Consider the following 16,032-nt stretch of genomic DNA (forward strand, 5'->3'; position numbering starts at 1 on the left):
GAATCACGTTTGGTAATGTGCCTAACGTCCCGTCAGGATGCGGCTTCTTCGTTCTCGAACATCTGCAGCGGCTGGCCGGGCATGATGGTCGAGATCGCGTGCTTGTAGACCAGTTGCGAGTGGCCGTCGCGACGCAGCAGGACGCAGAAGTTGTCGAACGAGGTCACAACGCCGGTAAGCTTGACGCCGTTGATGAGAAAAATTGTCAAGGAAATCTTTTGCTTGCGGACCGTATTGAGAAAGAGATCCTGCAAGTTTTGAGAACGTTCCGCCATCGCGCCGCTTCTTTCTTATTTGCCGGCGTTTTGCGCCGGTGCATTTTTGTCAAATTCAGCAATCAGAGGCGCCACAAGTACCTTCCCCGACACCTCTTCAGAGTTGGTATCAAATCAATGTCTTTTCCGCAACGCCGAAAAAGGCTTCGCGAATATTCTGTGCTATGCTTCCTGGATGGCCGTTGCCGATCGGCTTGCCGTCGATCGAAACGACCGGAAAACAGATGCTGGTGGCGGCCGTAATAAAGACTTCGCGCGCCGCGAGCATCTCATCGACCGAGAACGCCCTCTCCTCGATTTTAAGCCCAAGCGGCACCGCCACATCCATCAAGGTGGTGCGGGTGATTCCCTTGAGGATGCCGTGTTCTGCCGGTCGTGTGCGCAGGTTTCCGTCGCGGTCGACAATCCAGACATTGGTCGCTGCGCCTTCCTTCACCGTGCCGTCAGCATCGACGAAGATCGCCTCCTGTGCGCCTTCCTCCTTGGCTTTCTGGCGCGCCAGCACGTTGGGCAGAAGCCCGACCGACTTGATATCGACACGATCCCAACGGTTTTCCGGCACCGTGATCGCCGCAATGCCATGGGTCGCCTTCCTGGCAATGGCTGCAGCGTCGGTGCGCTTCGCCGTCACCACGATCGACGGGCGTGTTTCCGCTACGGGAAAGACGTGATCGCGGCGCGCCACGCCGCGCGTGACCTGCATGTAGAACAGGCCGTTTCTCACCCGGTTGCGCCGGATGACTTCGCGGATCACGTGGACGAGCGCGGCCCTTGTCATCGGCCAGTCGATGCGCAGTCCGCTGAGCGAGCGGCCGAGGCGATCGAGATGACGGGTGAGATCGACGATATAGCCGTGACGGACCTCGCAGACCTCGTAGACCCCGTCGGCGAACTGATAACCGCGGTCCTCGATATGGACGCCGGCGTCCGCGTGCGGCACGTAGGCGCCGTTGACATAGGCAATTCGGGACATCGTCTCGACCTTAGAAATACTGAATGCTGACGCGGAACAATTGCTCGACATGGCGCACCGCATCGGCGGTGGCAAAGAGCACGACGCGGTCCTTCGCCTTGATCCGGGTGGCGCCATCGGGGCGGATGAACGTCTTGTCGCGATAGAGCGCGCCGATGCGGATTCCGTCGGGAAGTTCGAGGTCGCGCAGGGCCTTGCCGACGAGCGGGGACGTTTCCAGAGCCTCGGCCTCGATCACCTCGGCCATGCCCTTTTGCACCGCATAGACCGAGCGGATGCGGCCCTTGCGGACGTGCTGCAGCACGCGCGAAATGGTTACCGCGCGCGGGTTCACATAGGCGTCGACGCCGGCAGTCGCGGCAAACTCCTGGTAGGACGGTTCGTTGATGAGGACGAGTGTGGACTTTGCACCCAAGTGTTTCGCCATCATGCTGCCGAGGATGTTGATCTGGTCATTGTTGGTGAGCGCCACGACGAGATCGGCGTCCTGGACATCAGCCTGGGCGAGGATCCGCTGGTCCATGGCCGACCCGTTGAGGACGACCGTGCTGCTCAACTTGTCGGCCATCATCACCGCGCGGTCGCGATCGCTCTCGATCAGCTTCACCCGCGTGCGCGGTTGGTGTTCCTCGATCGTCTTGGCAACGAAATAGCCGACATTGCCGCCGCCGAAAATGATGATGCGCCGCGCCTCCTGCTCTTCGTGGCCGAAGAGCGTCAGCGTGCGCCGCGCATGATCCCGATCACAAACGACATAGGCGATATCGCCCGCCTGCAACTGGTCGTCGGAATGGGGCACGATCACCTTGCCGTTGCGGAAAATGCCGGTGACGGTCGCAAGCAGGTCAGGAAACAGTTCGCTCAACTGTTGCAGCGGCGTGCCGACGACGGGACAGTCTTCCAGGCACTCGAAGGCGACCATGGCGATGCGGTCATCGGCGAAACGCACGACGTCGATCGCGCCGGGAAAGGAAATGCGCCGCAGCACGAGCCGCCCGACTTCAACTTCGGGCGAGATGGTGACGTCGATCGGCACGTTCTCGCGCGAAAACAGGTTCGCATACTCAGGCGCGAGATAGCTCTGCGCCCGAATGCGCGCAACCTTCGTCGGCACGTTGAAGATCGCGTGCGCCACTTCACAGGCGACGATGTTGACTTCGTCGGACAGCGTGACCGCAATCAGCATGTCGGCCTGGTCAGTACCCGCCTTGGCGAGCACATCCGGATGCGCGCCATGGCCGACGTAACCGCGCACGTCGAGGCTCTCGGTGATGTTGGCGATCAGCGCCGCCGACGTATCGATCACCGAAACGTCGTTGTCTTCCTGCGCCAGTCGCTCGGCAATGCCGTAACCGACCTGCCCCGCGCCACAAATGACTACCTTCATGTCGTTCTTTCACATGCGAGCGCGGGCGGGTTGGCCGGAAATTCCGGTTCAGACGCCCAGCGACTTCAGCTTCCGATGCAGCGCCGACCGCTCCATACCGACAAACTCCGCCGTGCGCGAAATATTGCCGCCGAATCGGTTGATCTGCGCGATCAGATAATCACGTTCGAACATTTCGCGAGCCTCGCGCAACGGCAAGGTCATGATGTGCTGGTCGCCCTGGGCCGAAATCTTCGGCAGGGTGTCACCCACTTCGGTCGGCAGCATGTCGGCCGAGATCGGCGTATCCGGACCGTCGCTGCGGGCAAGGATCATCAGCCGCTCGATGTTGTTGCGAAGCTGGCGGATGTTGCCCGGCCAGTCATGCGCCTGCAGCACCGCCAGCGCGTCGTCGCCAATCTTGCGCGGACGGATGCCCGCCTGCTCGCTGACCTGGCGCATGAACATGTCGACGAGGAACGGAATGTCTTCACGCCGCTCGGCCAGTGCCGGAACACGAACCGGAATGACTGCCAGCCGGTGGAACAGGTCTTCGCGGAAGAGCCCCTCGGAGATCATGTTTTCGAGATTGTAGGCCGTCGACGAGATGATCCGGACGTCGACCTTCACGCGTTTGGTGCCGCCGACACGCTCGAACTGCTGGTCGACGAGCACGCGCAGGATCTTGTTCTGCGTCTCGCGCGGCATTTCGCCGATCTCGTCGAGATAAAGGATGCCGCCATGGGCTTCCTCGAGCGCGCCCGTGCGGCGCGGCTGGCCCGGCGTGCCCTCGGTCCCGAAGAGCGCGATTTCCATTCGGTCCGGCGTGATCGCCGCTGCGTTCAGCGCCACGAAGGGGCCCGTCGATCGCGTCGACTTGCGGTGGATCATACGCGCGACCAATTCCTTACCGGAACCCGAGGGCCCCTGGATCATGATGCGGCTGTTGGTCGGCGCGACCTTTTCGACCGTCTGGCGAAGCTGCGAGACGGCAACGGACGTGCCGATCAGCTCGACCGGATCGCCGGACTTCTTCTTCAGCTCCGAGACTTCGCGCTTGAGCTTGGAATTTTCCAGCGCCCGTTCGGCGATCAGGATCAGACGGTCGGCCTTGAAGGGCTTCTCGATGAAATCATAGGCGCCGCGCTTGATGGCGTTGACCGCGGTCTCGATGTTGCCGTGACCGGAAATCATGACAACCGGAAGATCCGGGTGCCGCCCCTTGATCTCGTCGAGCAGCGCCAGGCCGTCGAGGCGGCTTCCCTGCATCCAGATGTCGAGGAAGACCAGCCGCGGCACGCGATCGCTGATCGCCGCCAGCGCGCTGTCGCTGTCGAAGGCGGTGCGCGTTTCGTGCCCCTCGTCGGACAGGATACCCGACACGATCTCGCGGATATCTTCCTCATCGTCCACAACCAGAATATCAGCGGCCATCGCTCGCACCCTTATCCTTCAAACTCTCTTCGCCCCCGGTTTCTCCGGCAGGCGGCAGGATCACGCGGATCATCGCCCCGACACCGCCGTCGTATTCGGCAGGCGCGTCGTGCAATTCCAATTGTCCGCCATGGTCCTCGATGATCTTCTTGACGATGGCGAGACCCAGGCCCGTGCCCTTCTCGCGCATCGTCATGTATGGCTCCAGAATACGGTGCCGGTTTTCCGTGGGCAGACCCTTGCCGTTGTCGATGATGTCGACCACGAACTGGCCGGTCGCCGCATCGGTTCGCGCACGCGCCACGACGACAGGCTGGCCGCGGACCGCATCTGCCGGCACCGCCTCGATCGATTCCACGGCATTCTTGACGATGTTGCCGAAGGCCTGACCGAGCATGCGCCCGTCGAACGAGCCCTCAAGCGGCTCCTCGCCAAGATCGCGCACGAAGTTGATGTGGTTGTTGCCCATTTCGCGCAGGAACACTGCATCCTTCAGGATCGCGCGAAGATCCGCCCGTTCCTTTGTCGGCTTCGGCATGCGCGCGAAGGCCGAGAACTCGTCCACCATGCGTCCGATGTCCTCCACCTGGCGCACGATGGTGTCCGTGCACTGGTCGAAAACGGCCTTGTCGTCCTGATTGATCTGTTTGCCGTAGCGCCGCTTCAGGCGCTCGGCGGAAAGCTGGATCGGCGTCAGCGGGTTCTTGATCTCGTGCGCGATGCGGCGCGCCACGTCCGCCCAGGCGGTCGAGCGCTGGGCGATGACGAGATCGGTGATGTCGTCGATGGTGATGACGTAGGATTCGTTCGCCTCGCCGCCCTCTTCGCGCGTCACCTGAACATTCAGCGTGCGCTCAGTTCCGCCGCGCATGACGTTGATCTGCTTGCGGTAATCATTGCGATGGCGCCCTTCGGCCTCGACCAGGACCTCCTCGATCTCGGGCGCGACCTGCCTGAGATCGGCACCGAGAAGATCCGGCGCGGCCTTCTTCAGGAAATCTTCGGACGACGGATTGGCAATGGTGATCTGGCGGTCACGACCGACGCCGATGACAGCCGCGGTCACGCCCGACAGAACCGCCTCGATGAAGCGGCGGCGGTGGTCGACTTCGTCCTTGGCCTCCAGGATCTGCTCCTGCTGGCTGCGGATCTCAGAAACCATCTTGTTGAAGGTTCGTGACAGATTACCGACGTCGCCATCGACGGCGCGCACCGGCACGACGACATCGAGATTACCGGAAGCGACGCTGTCGGCGGCACCGATCAGCTGGCGGATGGGCCGGACAATCCGGTCAGCGACTGCGATCGCGGTCCAGATCGCGGCAAGCAGTACGATGAGGGCAAAACCGAGATAGAGGACACCGAAGGCAATCTGGGTGAACGTTCGCCCGGCCTCGAGCATCTTGTACTCGGCGGTGTTCTCCTCCATCAGCCGGAGCGAGCGCATCACCTCCGGATCGACGTTGCGAACCGTGTAGAGGAAGGTGCCCGGGATGTCGTCGAGCGGGATCACCGCGCCGACAAGGTTGGTGATCCCCGGCGGGATCAGGGTCGGCTGGCCAGAGACGGAACTCTTCAACGCATCCGGCGGGATCGCCGGCAGCGGCCGATCGGTCGAGATGTTGGCCTGCACGATGGGGCTGCCGTCGGCACGCACAAGAAAGGCGCCCAGCATACCGCGTCCGCGAGCCTGGCGGGTCATCAGCTCGGCAAAGCCCGTGCGGTCGAGGCTGTAGAGCTGACGGTTGCGCTCGAGGTCGTTCGCCATCGACACGGTCTGGCCCTGGAGATAGCTGGCATTCTCGAGCACATAGGCCTGCGCCACGTTGATCGAGGAGCGGACGATCGCCTGGGTTCGGAGCGAAAACCAGCGGTCAAGGCCGACATCGAGCGTGATGCTGGCAAAGATCGCGACGAGAACCGCTGGCGTGATCGCCACGATTGAAAACAGCGCGACGATGCGCACGTGCAGTCGCGCTGCGGCACGGCCTTTATGGCGGGCGCGCAGGAGACGCAGGATTTCACGGGCGATCAGATAGATGAGGCCGACGACGAAGAGGCTGTTGATCGCCGCACAGGCGATGACGATATTTCGTTCGAGCTTGATTGGCGTCAGGCCGAGAAGCACGAGCAGGGAGACGGTCGCACAGATCAGCGCGCCGGTTGCCAACATCAGGCCCGGCAGGGCAAAGGAGCCACGGCGATCCTGCGCCGCCAGTCCCTCATCTGTGCCCAGCGGCAAGGCCATTGCGTCCACCATGAAAAGCGTTCCCCCAACCGTCGCCGGCCGGCGACGGCATCTCTTGCTTGCATTCTCGGGTCAAAGGTTGACCTCACCACCCAGATGGGCTGCCGCGCTGCACCCCCGTCAATCGATTGGGTCAAATCGATTGAACAGGACGGCAACGACGCGCGATTCGGCGGCCGTTATCCGTTCAAGCAACGCATTGTGGCGAAAATGCAACGGTGGGTGCGACCAAGTCAAGCGCTGCGTGAGCTGCGATAGACCGAAACACCGAGCTCGCGGATCTTCTTGCGCAGCGTGTTGCGGTTGAGGCCGAGCAGATCGGCCGCCTTGATCTGGTTGCCGCGGGTGGCGGTGAGCGCTGCGAGGATCAGCGGATACTCCATTTCCGCAAGTACCCGGTCGTAAAGGCCGGCCGGAGGCAAGGCCTCGCCAAAGCTTGCGAAATACTGGCGCATATTTTCTTCGACCGCCTGCGAAATCGTCAGCGAGCCCGGACGCGCCGCCGCCTTCTCGATCGGGCTATCCGGGATCTCGGAGCGAAGCTCGTTTTCGATGATCTCGCGGCTGATGACATCCTGTGGATAAAGTGCCGTCAGGCGCCGCACCAGGTTCTCCAGCTCGCGAACGTTGCCCGGCCAGGGGTGCGCCTTCATCAGCTCCAGCGCCTCATGGTCGAAGCGCTTGACGTCCAAGCCTTCCTTTTCCGCTTGCTGGACGAAGTGGCGCACGAGGTCCGGAATGTCCTCGGCACGGTCGCGCAGCGGCGGCAACCGCAGCGGCACGACGTTCAGACGATAGTAGAGGTCTTCGCGGAACAGGCCCTGATTGATCGACTGCTTCAGGTCCTTGTTGGTTGCCGCGACAATACGCACGTCGGAGCGGATCGGCGTGCGGCCGCCGACGGTCGTATATTCCCCCTGCTGCAAGACCCGTAGAAGACGCGTCTGCGCGTCCATCGGCATGTCGCCGATTTCGTCGAGGAAGAGCGTTCCGCCTTCGGCCTGCTCGAAACGCCCGGTCGAGCGCATCTGCGCACCGGTAAAGGCGCCCTTCTCGTGGCCGAACAGTTCCGATTCGATCAGGTCGCGCGGGATCGCCGCCATGTTGATCGCCACGAAAGGGCCGTTGCGGCGCTTGCCATAGTCGTGCAGCGCGCGTGCAACAAGCTCCTTGCCGGTGCCGGACTCTCCGGTAATCATCAGGGTCAGGTCGGTCTGCATCAGGCGCGCCAGCACCCGGTAGATTTCCTGCATCGCAGCCGAGCGGCCGACCAGCGGCATGCCGTCCTGGGTGTCGTCGTCGAGCTTTGCCGGCCGGCGCTTCGGCTCCGACAGCGCCCGGCCGATGATGCCGATCAACTCGGTCAGGTCGAAAGGCTTCGGCAGATAGTCGTAGGCGCCCTTCTCCGAGGCCTTGATCGCCGTCATGAATGTGTTCTGGGCGCTCATGACCAGCACCGGCAGGTCGGGGCGCGCCTTCTTGATGCGCGGGAGAAGATCGAAGGCGTTTTCGTCCGGCATCACCACGTCGGTCACGACCAGATCGCCATCGCCCGCCGCAATCCAGCGCCACAGCGTCGCCGCGTTGGAGGTGATGCGGACATCGTAGCCGGCGCGGCTGAGCGCCTGGTTCAGCACGGTGCGAATGGCGGCATCGTCATCCGCGACGAGGATCGTGGCACCGGTCATGCAAGGTTTCCTTTTGTCATCGGCATGTCGTCGTCATCCGCGGCCTGGCCCTTGGAGGCAGGCATCAGCACGCGGAAGGTGGTGCGGTTCTGCTGGCTGTCGCATTCGACGATCCCGCCATGGCCGCCGATGATCTTGGCAACCAGAGCGAGACCCAGGCCTGAACCATTGGTCTTGGTGGTGATGAAGGGGTCAAACAAGAGCGGCAGCAGGTCCTGAGGGACGCCTGGGCCATTGTCGTGCACGCAGAATTCCAGCGGCAGCGAGATCTTCTCGCGCGTCCCGGCAACCGACAGGCGAATGCCCGGCCGGTAGGCGGTCGTCAGCAGGATTTCGCCGTCGTGGCGTTCGCCGATCGCTTCGGCCGCATTCTTGATCAGGTTCAGGAACACCTGAACCAGCTGATCGCGGTTGGCATAGACGGGCGGCAGCGACGGATCGTAGTGCTCCGCGAACTTGATGTGGCGGGCGAAGCCGGCCTTGGCGATCGCCTTCACGTGGTCGAGCACCGAATGGATGTTCAGCGGCACGCGATCGACGGGGCGCTCGTCGGAAAACACCTCCATGCGATCGACCAGCGAAACGATGCGGTCGGTCTCGTCGCAGATCAGCCGCGTCAGCGCGCGGTCCTCGTCGTTGGCGGAGGTCTCCAGCAGTTGCGCAGCACCGCGGATGCCTGAGAGTGGGTTCTTGATTTCATGCGCCAGCATCGAGGCGAGACCGGTCACCGAACGGGCAGCGCCGCGATGCGTCAGCTGCCGGTCGATCTTGTCGGCCATCGAACGCTCCTGGAAGACCACGACGACCGCACCCGGCTCGGACAGTACAGGGGCGACATAGAGATCGACGAGCTTGTCGGCCCCAAGGCGCGGCGAACTCAGGTCGACGCGATACTCGTTGACCGGCGCCTTGCGCTCGCGCACCTGCTCGATCAGCGTCAGCAGCGGACTACCAAAGGGAATGAAGGCGCTGATGTCATGGCGCGCCAGGTGGTTGGCGCTGGCGCCGAAAAACGATTCGGCCTCCCAGTTGGCAAAGGCGACGAGACCCTTGGCGTCCACCATGATCACCGGGTTCTGGATGGCGTTCAGAACCGCCATCGACAGACCGTTGGCGACGGCATCCGGCATGCTCGGTTTCTCGGTCATGCGGCAATTCCTTCTGCGACCGCCTCGCCTTCCGGCTTACTCGAGGCGGCGTCGAGCATCGCCGCACGGGCTCTGTCGCGGACGAAACGGGCATCGGTCGATGTCAGGATTGCTGCCTTTTCCGGACCCGCAAGGTCAGGGGCGGCGCGATCGAGATACCAGGCGACATGCTTGCGGGCATGCCGGAGGCCGACCTCAACGCCATAGAATTCGAGCATCATCTCGTAGTGCTCCGCAAAGATATCGGCGACCTCCGCCGCTGACGGATGCGTGACCGCCCCGGCGAGAAGCCCGACGTGCCACGGGCGCCCCTGCGAGGACCGGCCGGCCATGACGGCGTCCGCGCCCGATCGGCGGAGAATCTTTTCCGCATCGGCGACCGTCTCCACGTCACCATTGGCGACCAGCGGCACGGTAACGACGTCGCGGACCAATCGGATCGCATCCCAATCCGCCTTGCCGTTGTAGAACTGCATGCGCGTGCGGCCGTGCACGGTAATTGCCTTCACGCCCGCCTCTTCGGCGCGCTTGGCAATCAGCGGCGCATTGATCGAGTTTTCATCCCAGCCGAGCCGCATCTTCAGCGTCACGGGCACATCGACGGCGTTGACGGTCGCCTCAACCAGCGACAAAGCGTGATCGGGGTCGCGCATCAGGGCCGAACCGGAGTAACCGCCCGTCACCTTCTTTGCCGGGCAGCCCATATTGATGTCGATGATGTCGGCGCCATTGTCGGCAGCGATCTTCGCGGCCTCCGCCATCCAATGGGCCTCACGGCCCGCAAGCTGGACGATGTGCGGCTCGATCCCGGAGTTCTTCAGCCGCGCCCAGGATTCCTGGGCATTGCCGACCAGTTCACGGCTCGCCACCATTTCAGTCACGACGAAACCCGCACCGAAGCGCCAGGTAAGCCGCCGGAATGGGAGATCGGTGACGCCGGACATCGGCGCGAGCGCAACTCTGTTGCGGATTTCGATGGATCCGATGCGAAGCGGAGACGAAAGAGCCGGAATTGGCAAATGCATATCTTTCAGGCACATGTTGTTCCTGCACTATTTTTAGACATTGTTCTCGGACTTGCCAAGCGATTTCGGCGCGGCGCGCAAAATTCTAAGCTCAGCTGGCAAAGCACGACCCTTCGCGGTACATCACGGCGAAGATCGGCGAATGCGGGACCTCATACAGAAAATGCAGCCTCAAGAACAGTTCAAGTGCGGCGTGGTTATCGTTGCGGCAGGACGCGGCGAACGCGCCGGGCAATCCGCCGAGGGCCCGAAGCAGTACCGAACCATCGGCGACCGCCCCGTTATCGCCCATACGCTTGACACTTTCGCGACATGGCCGGGCGCCGGTCCGATCGTCGTCGTCATCCATCCGGACGACGAGGCGCTGTTTAACGCCGCACGCAAACGCTCGGTGGCCGAGGATGTGATCATCGTCCACGGCGGCGCGACCCGGCAAATATCGGTGCTCGCCGGCCTCGAAGCCCTGGCCGACATCGGCGCGCGCCGCGTGATGATCCACGATGCGGTGCGCCCCTTTGCCGATCACGCGCTGCTGTCGCGGTGCGTTGCGGCATTGAGTGAGGACGTCAGGGCCGTACTGCCGGCGGTCGCCGTCGCAGACACGCTGAAGCGTGCCGGCAAAGATGGCACGGTCACGGAAACCGTGCCGCGCGACGGCCTCTACGGCGCGCAGACGCCTCAGACATTCGATCTCCAGGCCATTCTTGCCGCTCACCGGGAGGCGGCGAGAAGCGGCCGCACGGATTTTACCGACGACGCGTCGATCGCCGAATGGGCCGGCCTCAAGGTCGTGCTCGTCGAAGGCGCCGTCGACAACGTCAAGCTTACGCTGAAAAGGGATATCGCCATGGCCGACGAAAAACTCAAGCGCACCCCCCTGCCCGATGTGCGCACTGGCAACGGCTACGACGTGCACCAGCTCGTCGAGGGCGACGGCGTCACGCTCTGTGGCGTCTTCATTGCGCACACCAAGAAACTTTCCGGCCATTCCGATGCCGACGTAGCGCTGCATGCGCTGACCGACGCATTGCTTGCCACCTGCGGCGCCGGTGACATCGGCGACCATTTCCCGCCGTCCGACCCGCAATGGAAGGGCGCGCCGTCGCGCATCTTCCTGGAGCACGCGGCCAAAATCGTGCGCGAGCGCGGCGGCATCATCACCAATGCAGACGTTTCGCTGATCGCCGAAGCGCCGAAGGTCGGGCCGCACCGCCTGACGATGCGCGAAAATCTCTCGGACATGCTGGGGATTTCACTCGACCGGTGCTCGGTCAAGGCAACGACCAACGAACGCCTTGGTTTCGTCGGCCGCGACGAAGGCATCGCCGCGATCGCCACGGCGACGGTCGTCTATGGGAACCTTTCGTGATGTGGTCCGCCGACATCGAAGTCAAAGCCAGTGAGATCATCGCGCAGTTCACGGCACATGGCCTCAAGGTGGCAACGGCCGAATCCTGCACTGGTGGCCTGATCGCCGGGGCGCTGACCGAGATCTCCGGCTCGTCCGCAGTCCTCGACCGCGGCTTCGTCACCTATTCCAATGAGGCAAAGGTCGCAATGCTCGGCGTCGAGACGGCGACGCTCGTCGCCCATGGTGCCGTCTCGCGGCAGACGGCGATCGAGATGGCACAGGGCGCAATCGCGCATTCGGCGGCTGACTTCGCCGTTGCCGTCACCGGCATTGCTGGGCCGAGCGGTGGTTCGGCTGAAAAGCCTGTCGGCCTTGTGCATCTCGCTGCGGCAGGGCGAAACGGCGCGCTGCTGCATCGCGAGATGCGCTACGGCGATATCGGCCGCAGCAACATAAGGCTTGCGACCATCCGCACCGCACTCGATCTGCTCACGCAGATCGCTCAGGCCGAATAGATGCTGTCGGCGCGCTTTTCGAAGGCGTCGGAGAACATGCGGAAGGCACGGTCGAACATCGAGCCCATCAAGGCCCCGAGGATGCGGCTCTTGAACTCGTAGTCGATGTCGAAGTGCACGATCGACTGCCCCTCGCCCGAAGGCTCGAAGCGCCAGCGGTTGTCGAGATATTTGAACGGCCCGTCGATGTATTTGACGTCGATCGTCCGCTCTGCCTTGTTCAGCAGCACCTGCGTCGTGAAGGTCTCGCGGATCGCCTTGTAACCGACGGTCATATCGGCAAGCAGAAGCACTTTTCCATCGCGCTCCTTGCGCGAGCGTACCGTCAGTGCCTCACAGAGCGGCAGGAACTGCGGATACTGTTCGACGTCGGCAACGAGGTCGAACATCTGGTCTGCGGTGTGCTTGACGACGTGGTTGGTTTCGAAATGCGGCATAAAGGGGAGTTAAGCGGGAGAACCGAGAAGATCAAGGAGCCTGCGCATCTGGCGCCGCGATTTCAACTGCAGAACTGGCACGTCAGGGCCGTGCTTCGCCAGACCTGCGACGATGTGCGGCGTAAACTTCTGCTCAAACGTCCAGATGAACTGAAGGAAATCCCAATCGACCTTTTCGATGCAGCCCGGCGCCATCTCCGGGCGGGTGCGGCCGAAATGTTTCAGCCAGCGGGTGACGACGCCCCATATGCAGACAAGCCGCGGCATGCGCACCCAGATCACGATGTCGCTTCTCGGCACCCGGATATCGAATGTGGACGGACCGGTGCCATCCATGACCCAGCGATCGGCGGCGATCCTCTCGACAATGCGCTGGCGCTGCTCCGCCCGGTCACGCTCTGCCCAACCCGGCAACCACCGGATATCGCGATCGATCGAGATGTAGGTCAACTGGAACTGACGGGCGAGCTTCTGCGAAAGCGTCGACTTGCCGCCGCCGGAGCACCCGACAACGAGGATACGCCTGGCACTGCGAATATGGTCGGCGGCAACGGCATCGTCGACATAGCTGACGATTGCCGGTTTTGACGGCAGGTCCATGGAAACTCCCGCGGAACTCGGGAACAAGGAAACCCAATGCGAAACTCCGGCGCGGGGCCGGAGTTTCGGTATTTTTTGAGCGGCCGAGCCGTCAGCCTGCCACGGCCGCCAGCTTCTTTTCGCGGGCTGCACGCAGCCGCGCAAAGTCGTCGCCGGCGTGGTGCGACGAGCGCGTCAGCGGGCTCGACGACACCATCAGGAAGCCCTTGGTGTAGGCGACAGTCTCGTAGGACTTGAACTCCTCGGGCGTGACGAACGCTTCGACCTTGTGGTGCTTGCGCGTCGGCTGCAGGTATTGGCCGATCGTCAGGAAGTCGACATCGGCGGTCCTCAGGTCGTCCATCAACTGCAGCACTTCGTTGCGCTCTTCGCCGAGGCCGACCATGATGCCGGACTTGGTGAACATGGTCGGGTCCAGTTCCTTCACGCGCTGCAACAGGCGGACCGAGTGGAAGTAGCGCGCACCCGGGCGGACCGTCAGATAGTTGCCGGGAACCGTTTCCATGTTGTGGTTGAAGACGTCAGGCTTGGCGGCAACGACGCGTTCCAGCGCACCCGGCTTCTTCAGGAAGTCCGGCGTCAGGATTTCGATCGTGGTCGTCGGCGAGGCCTCGCGGATCGCCCAGATGACCTTCTCGAAGTGTTCGGCGCCGCCATCTTCCAGATCGTCACGGTCGACCGAAGTGATGACGACGTGGCTGAGGCCCATCTGCTTGACGGCCTTGGCGATGTTGGCCGGCTCTTCCATGTCGAGCGCATTCGGCTTCCCGGTCGCGACATTGCAGAAGGCGCAGGCGCGGGTACAGATCTCGCCCATGATCATGAAGGTGGCGTGCTTCTTGTCCCAGCATTCGCCGATGTTCGGGCAACCGGCTTCCTCGCACACGGTCACGAGCTTGTGCGAACGCACCAACTCGCGCGTCTCCTGGTAGCCCTTGGACATCGGCGCCTTGACGCGGATCCACTCCGGCTTGCGCATCACTTCCGTGTCGGGCTTGTGGGCCTTTTCCGGGTGGCGGACGCGTTGCGCCCGGTCAGAGACGGCATCGAACACCGTTACCATACTGTCTTCCTCGTCGCGGCGGGTCCGGCATCAGGCCGGACGACCCATTTTCGCTCTATATAGACGGCCCGACCAGAAATGTCAGGCCGTCTATTTTCGAAGCCCGACGGAAGCACAGAAGGCCCGGCAGACTATCGTTTTACGACCCGACCAGCGGCGATCAACAGGCATGCGCCGATGAAGCCGATGATCAGGTAGGCGACCCAGCCGGCATATGCCATGCCGAAGGCCGCCAGGACGAAATTCAGCACCACTGCACCGATGATGCCGAGCACTATGTTCATGATCAGCCCCATGCTGCTGCCCATGAACTTCTCCGCGAGCCACCCAGCCAAACCGCCGACGATGATCGCAGCCAAAATACCGACGCCGTTCACGCTCATTTTGGTCTCCGTGCATTGAAAATGCGCCCATTATCAATGCCAAAGCTACACCAAAAACGCCGGCGCCGAAACCATCAGGCGTTGAGCGCGCGGCCGTAGGCGTCGAGCACGCTTTCCTTCATCGTCTCGGAGATCGTCGGATGCGGGAAGATCGTGTGCATCAGATCTTCTTCGGTCGTCTCGAGGTTCATCGCGACGACGAAGCCCTGGATCAGTTCGGTGACTTCCGCACCGACCATGTGGGCGCCCAAGAGTTCGCCGGTCTTCTTGTCGAAGATCGTCTTGACCATGCCCTGGTCCTCGCCGAGCGCGATCGCCTTGCCGTTGGCAACGAAGGGGAAACGGCCGACGCGGATGTCGCGTCCGAGTTCCTTGGCCTTGGCTTCCGTAAGGCCGACGGAGGCGACCTGCGGGTGGCAATAGGTGCAGCCCGGGATCTTCAGCTTGTCCATCGGGTGGACGTTCGGCAGGCCAGCGATCTTTTCGACGCAGATGACGGCCTCATGCTCGGCCTTGTGTGCGAGCATCGGCGGTCCGGCGACGTCGCCGATCGCGTAGACGCCGGGAACGTTGGTCTTGCCGTAGCCGTCGATGACGATGCAGCCGCGGTCGGTTTTGACCCCGAGCGTTTCGAGGCCGAGGTTCTCGATGTTGCCCTGAACGCCGACGGCCGAGATCATGCGGTCAGCGGTGATCTTCTCGACCTTGCCGTCCTTCATCTCGACATGGGCGGTGATCGAGTTGGCAGCCTTCTCGACCTTCGTCACCTTGGCCTGGAGATGGATCTTCATGCCTTGCTTTTCGAACTGCTTCTTGGCGATGTTCGAAATCTCGGCATCTTCAACCGGCATCACGTTCGGCATCACTTCGACGACCGTCACGTCCACACCCATGGTGCGGTAGAAGGAGGCGAATTCGATGCCGATCGCGCCCGAGCCCATGACCAGCAGCGACTTCGGCATTTCCTCAGGCTTCATCGCCTCGAAGTAGGTCCAGATCAGCTTGCCATCGGGCTCGATGCCCGGCAGCGCGCGTGGGCGGGCGCCGGTCGCGATGATGATGTGCTTGGCGGTGTAGGTGCCCTCGCTCTTCGTGTTCTTCGGCAGCGGCGCCTGCGGCTGCACGACCGGCTTCGTCGACTTGCCGACGACGATTTCGCCGGGCTTCGTGAGCTTGGCTTCACCCCAGATCACATCGACCTTGTTCTTCTTCATCAGGAAGCCGACGCCGCCGTTCATGCGCTCGGCAATGCCGCGCGAGCGTGCAACGATCGCCTTCAGGTCCGGCGTCACGGTGCCTTCGATCTTGATGCCATAGCTGCCCGGGTGCTGGGCGTAGTGCAGAACTTCGGCGGAGCGCAGCAGCGCCTTGGTCGGGATGCAGCCCCAGTTGGAGCAGATGCCGGCCAGATGCTCGCGCTCGACGACCGCGGTCTTGAGACCCAACTGTGCCGCACGAATGGCGGCGATATAGCCCCCCGGACCCGAACCGATGACGATGACGTCGTAATTCTCAGCCATGTGTTT

At 62.7% G+C, this 16,032-nt stretch carries 15 protein-coding genes; 2 read left to right on the forward strand and 13 right to left on the reverse strand.

Annotated features, from left to right (window positions below; translation table 11 throughout):
• Positions 1-32: 32 nt before the first annotated feature.
• From hfq to dusB, 8 genes are all read right to left on the reverse strand, one after another.
• Entirely contained in the window at positions 33-275 is a 243-nt protein-coding gene (gene hfq, locus OVA00_RS30865) for an RNA chaperone Hfq (protein WP_003535434.1), read from the reverse strand.
• A gap of 109 nt (positions 276-384) precedes the next feature.
• A complete protein-coding gene (locus OVA00_RS30870; RefSeq protein ID WP_034795762.1) occupies positions 385-1,248 on the reverse strand; it encodes a D-amino-acid transaminase in 864 nt (287 codons plus the stop codon).
• A 10-nt stretch (positions 1,249-1,258) separates the two neighbouring features.
• Positions 1,259-2,635 carry a Trk system potassium transporter TrkA gene (gene trkA, locus OVA00_RS30875; RefSeq protein ID WP_268090257.1) on the reverse strand — a complete coding sequence of 459 codons (1,377 nt, stop codon included), beginning with the start codon at positions 2,633-2,635 and terminating at the stop codon, positions 1,259-1,261.
• Positions 2,636-2,683: 48 nt separating this feature from the next.
• Positions 2,684-4,048, reverse strand: a complete 1,365-nt coding sequence (ntrX, locus tag OVA00_RS30880) for a two-component system response regulator NtrX (protein ID WP_060582471.1) — start codon at positions 4,046-4,048, stop codon at positions 2,684-2,686.
• The gene (locus OVA00_RS30885; RefSeq protein WP_060607418.1) at positions 4,038-6,308 is read right to left on the reverse strand and encodes a sensor histidine kinase NtrY-like; all 2,271 of its coding nucleotides are present in this window, start codon (positions 6,306-6,308) and stop codon (positions 4,038-4,040) included. The genes ntrX and OVA00_RS30885 overlap by 11 nt, the downstream gene beginning before the upstream one ends.
• A 221-nt stretch (positions 6,309-6,529) precedes the next feature.
• Complete coding sequence (gene ntrC / locus OVA00_RS30890; protein ID WP_034795776.1) at positions 6,530-7,984, reverse strand: nitrogen regulation protein NR(I); 1,455 nt, start codon at positions 7,982-7,984, stop codon at positions 6,530-6,532.
• On the reverse strand, positions 7,981-9,132 hold the full coding sequence (locus OVA00_RS30895) for a two-component system sensor histidine kinase NtrB (protein ID WP_034795779.1): 1,152 nt from the start codon (positions 9,130-9,132) through the stop codon (positions 7,981-7,983). The genes ntrC and OVA00_RS30895 overlap by 4 nt, the downstream gene beginning before the upstream one ends.
• Positions 9,129-10,172 carry a tRNA dihydrouridine synthase DusB gene (dusB, locus tag OVA00_RS30900; RefSeq protein ID WP_268090258.1) on the reverse strand — a complete coding sequence of 348 codons (1,044 nt, stop codon included), beginning with the start codon at positions 10,170-10,172 and terminating at the stop codon, positions 9,129-9,131. Before dusB ends, OVA00_RS30895 begins: the two co-directional genes overlap by 4 nt.
• 148 nt (positions 10,173-10,320) lie before the next feature.
• On the opposite strand from dusB, the gene OVA00_RS30905 reads away from it, so the two are divergent.
• The gene (locus tag OVA00_RS30905; RefSeq protein WP_176960287.1) at positions 10,321-11,526 is read left to right on the forward strand and encodes a bifunctional 2-C-methyl-D-erythritol 4-phosphate cytidylyltransferase/2-C-methyl-D-erythritol 2,4-cyclodiphosphate synthase; all 1,206 of its coding nucleotides are present in this window, start codon (positions 10,321-10,323) and stop codon (positions 11,524-11,526) included.
• Positions 11,526-12,023, forward strand: coding sequence for a CinA family protein (locus OVA00_RS30910; protein WP_268090387.1), 498 nt, complete (start codon positions 11,526-11,528; stop codon positions 12,021-12,023). Before OVA00_RS30905 ends, OVA00_RS30910 begins: the two co-directional genes overlap by 1 nt.
• On the opposite strand, the gene OVA00_RS30915 is transcribed toward OVA00_RS30910, so the two are convergent.
• From OVA00_RS30915 to lpdA, 5 genes are all read right to left on the reverse strand, one after another.
• Entirely contained in the window at positions 12,011-12,460 is a 450-nt protein-coding gene (locus tag OVA00_RS30915) for a type II toxin-antitoxin system RatA family toxin (RefSeq protein ID WP_060516918.1), read from the reverse strand. The two genes, OVA00_RS30910 and OVA00_RS30915, sit on opposite strands and share 13 nt — an antisense overlap.
• 9 nt (positions 12,461-12,469) lie before the next feature.
• The gene (locus OVA00_RS30920) at positions 12,470-13,060 is read right to left on the reverse strand and encodes an AAA family ATPase (RefSeq protein WP_089044599.1); all 591 of its coding nucleotides are present in this window, start codon (positions 13,058-13,060) and stop codon (positions 12,470-12,472) included.
• A 91-nt stretch (positions 13,061-13,151) separates the two neighbouring features.
• Positions 13,152-14,123: a lipoyl synthase gene (gene lipA, locus OVA00_RS30925; RefSeq protein WP_034795803.1), complete on the reverse strand. Its 972-nt coding sequence runs from the start codon at positions 14,121-14,123 to the stop codon at positions 13,152-13,154.
• A 131-nt stretch (positions 14,124-14,254) separates the two neighbouring features.
• On the reverse strand, positions 14,255-14,506 hold the full coding sequence (locus tag OVA00_RS30930; protein WP_034795805.1) for a GlsB/YeaQ/YmgE family stress response membrane protein: 252 nt from the start codon (positions 14,504-14,506) through the stop codon (positions 14,255-14,257).
• Positions 14,507-14,580: 74 nt separating this feature from the next.
• Positions 14,581-16,026 (reverse strand): dihydrolipoyl dehydrogenase, encoded by a 1,446-nt coding sequence (lpdA, locus tag OVA00_RS30935; RefSeq protein WP_268090259.1) that lies wholly within the window; start codon positions 16,024-16,026, stop codon positions 14,581-14,583.
• Between the last annotated feature and the right edge of the window lie 6 nt (positions 16,027-16,032).

It is taken from the genome of Ensifer sp. SL37, assembly GCF_026672675.1.
In the GTDB taxonomy this organism is placed as follows: Bacteria; Pseudomonadota; Alphaproteobacteria; order Rhizobiales; family Rhizobiaceae; genus Ensifer; species Ensifer adhaerens.

Excerpts from the sequence above, each read along its gene's own strand:
- hfq (WP_003535434.1), bottom strand. The coding sequence starts at position 275 with ATGGCGGAACGTTCTCAAAACTTGCAGGATCTCTTTCTCAATACGGTC.
- OVA00_RS30870 (WP_034795762.1), bottom strand. The coding sequence starts at position 1,248 with ATGTCCCGAATTGCCTATGTCAACGGCGCCTACGTGCCGCACGCGGAC.
- trkA (WP_268090257.1), bottom strand. The coding sequence starts at position 2,635 with ATGAAGGTAGTCATTTGTGGCGCGGGGCAGGTCGGTTACGGCATTGCC.
- ntrX (WP_060582471.1), bottom strand. The coding sequence starts at position 4,048 with ATGGCCGCTGATATTCTGGTTGTGGACGATGAGGAAGATATCCGCGAG.
- OVA00_RS30885 (WP_060607418.1), bottom strand. The coding sequence starts at position 6,308 with ATGGTGGACGCAATGGCCTTGCCGCTGGGCACAGATGAGGGACTGGCG.
- ntrC (WP_034795776.1), bottom strand. The coding sequence starts at position 7,984 with ATGACCGGTGCCACGATCCTCGTCGCGGATGACGATGCCGCCATTCGC.
- OVA00_RS30895 (WP_034795779.1), bottom strand. The coding sequence starts at position 9,132 with ATGACCGAGAAACCGAGCATGCCGGATGCCGTCGCCAACGGTCTGTCG.
- dusB (WP_268090258.1), bottom strand. The coding sequence starts at position 10,172 with ATGTGCCTGAAAGATATGCATTTGCCAATTCCGGCTCTTTCGTCTCCG.
- OVA00_RS30905 (WP_176960287.1), top strand. The coding sequence starts at position 10,321 with ATGCAGCCTCAAGAACAGTTCAAGTGCGGCGTGGTTATCGTTGCGGCA.
- OVA00_RS30910 (WP_268090387.1), top strand. The coding sequence starts at position 11,526 with ATGTGGTCCGCCGACATCGAAGTCAAAGCCAGTGAGATCATCGCGCAG.
- OVA00_RS30915 (WP_060516918.1), bottom strand. The coding sequence starts at position 12,460 with ATGCCGCATTTCGAAACCAACCACGTCGTCAAGCACACCGCAGACCAG.
- OVA00_RS30920 (WP_089044599.1), bottom strand. The coding sequence starts at position 13,060 with ATGGACCTGCCGTCAAAACCGGCAATCGTCAGCTATGTCGACGATGCC.
- lipA (WP_034795803.1), bottom strand. The coding sequence starts at position 14,123 with ATGGTAACGGTGTTCGATGCCGTCTCTGACCGGGCGCAACGCGTCCGC.
- OVA00_RS30930 (WP_034795805.1), bottom strand. The coding sequence starts at position 14,506 with ATGAGCGTGAACGGCGTCGGTATTTTGGCTGCGATCATCGTCGGCGGT.
- lpdA (WP_268090259.1), bottom strand. The coding sequence starts at position 16,026 with ATGGCTGAGAATTACGACGTCATCGTCATCGGTTCGGGTCCGGGGGGC.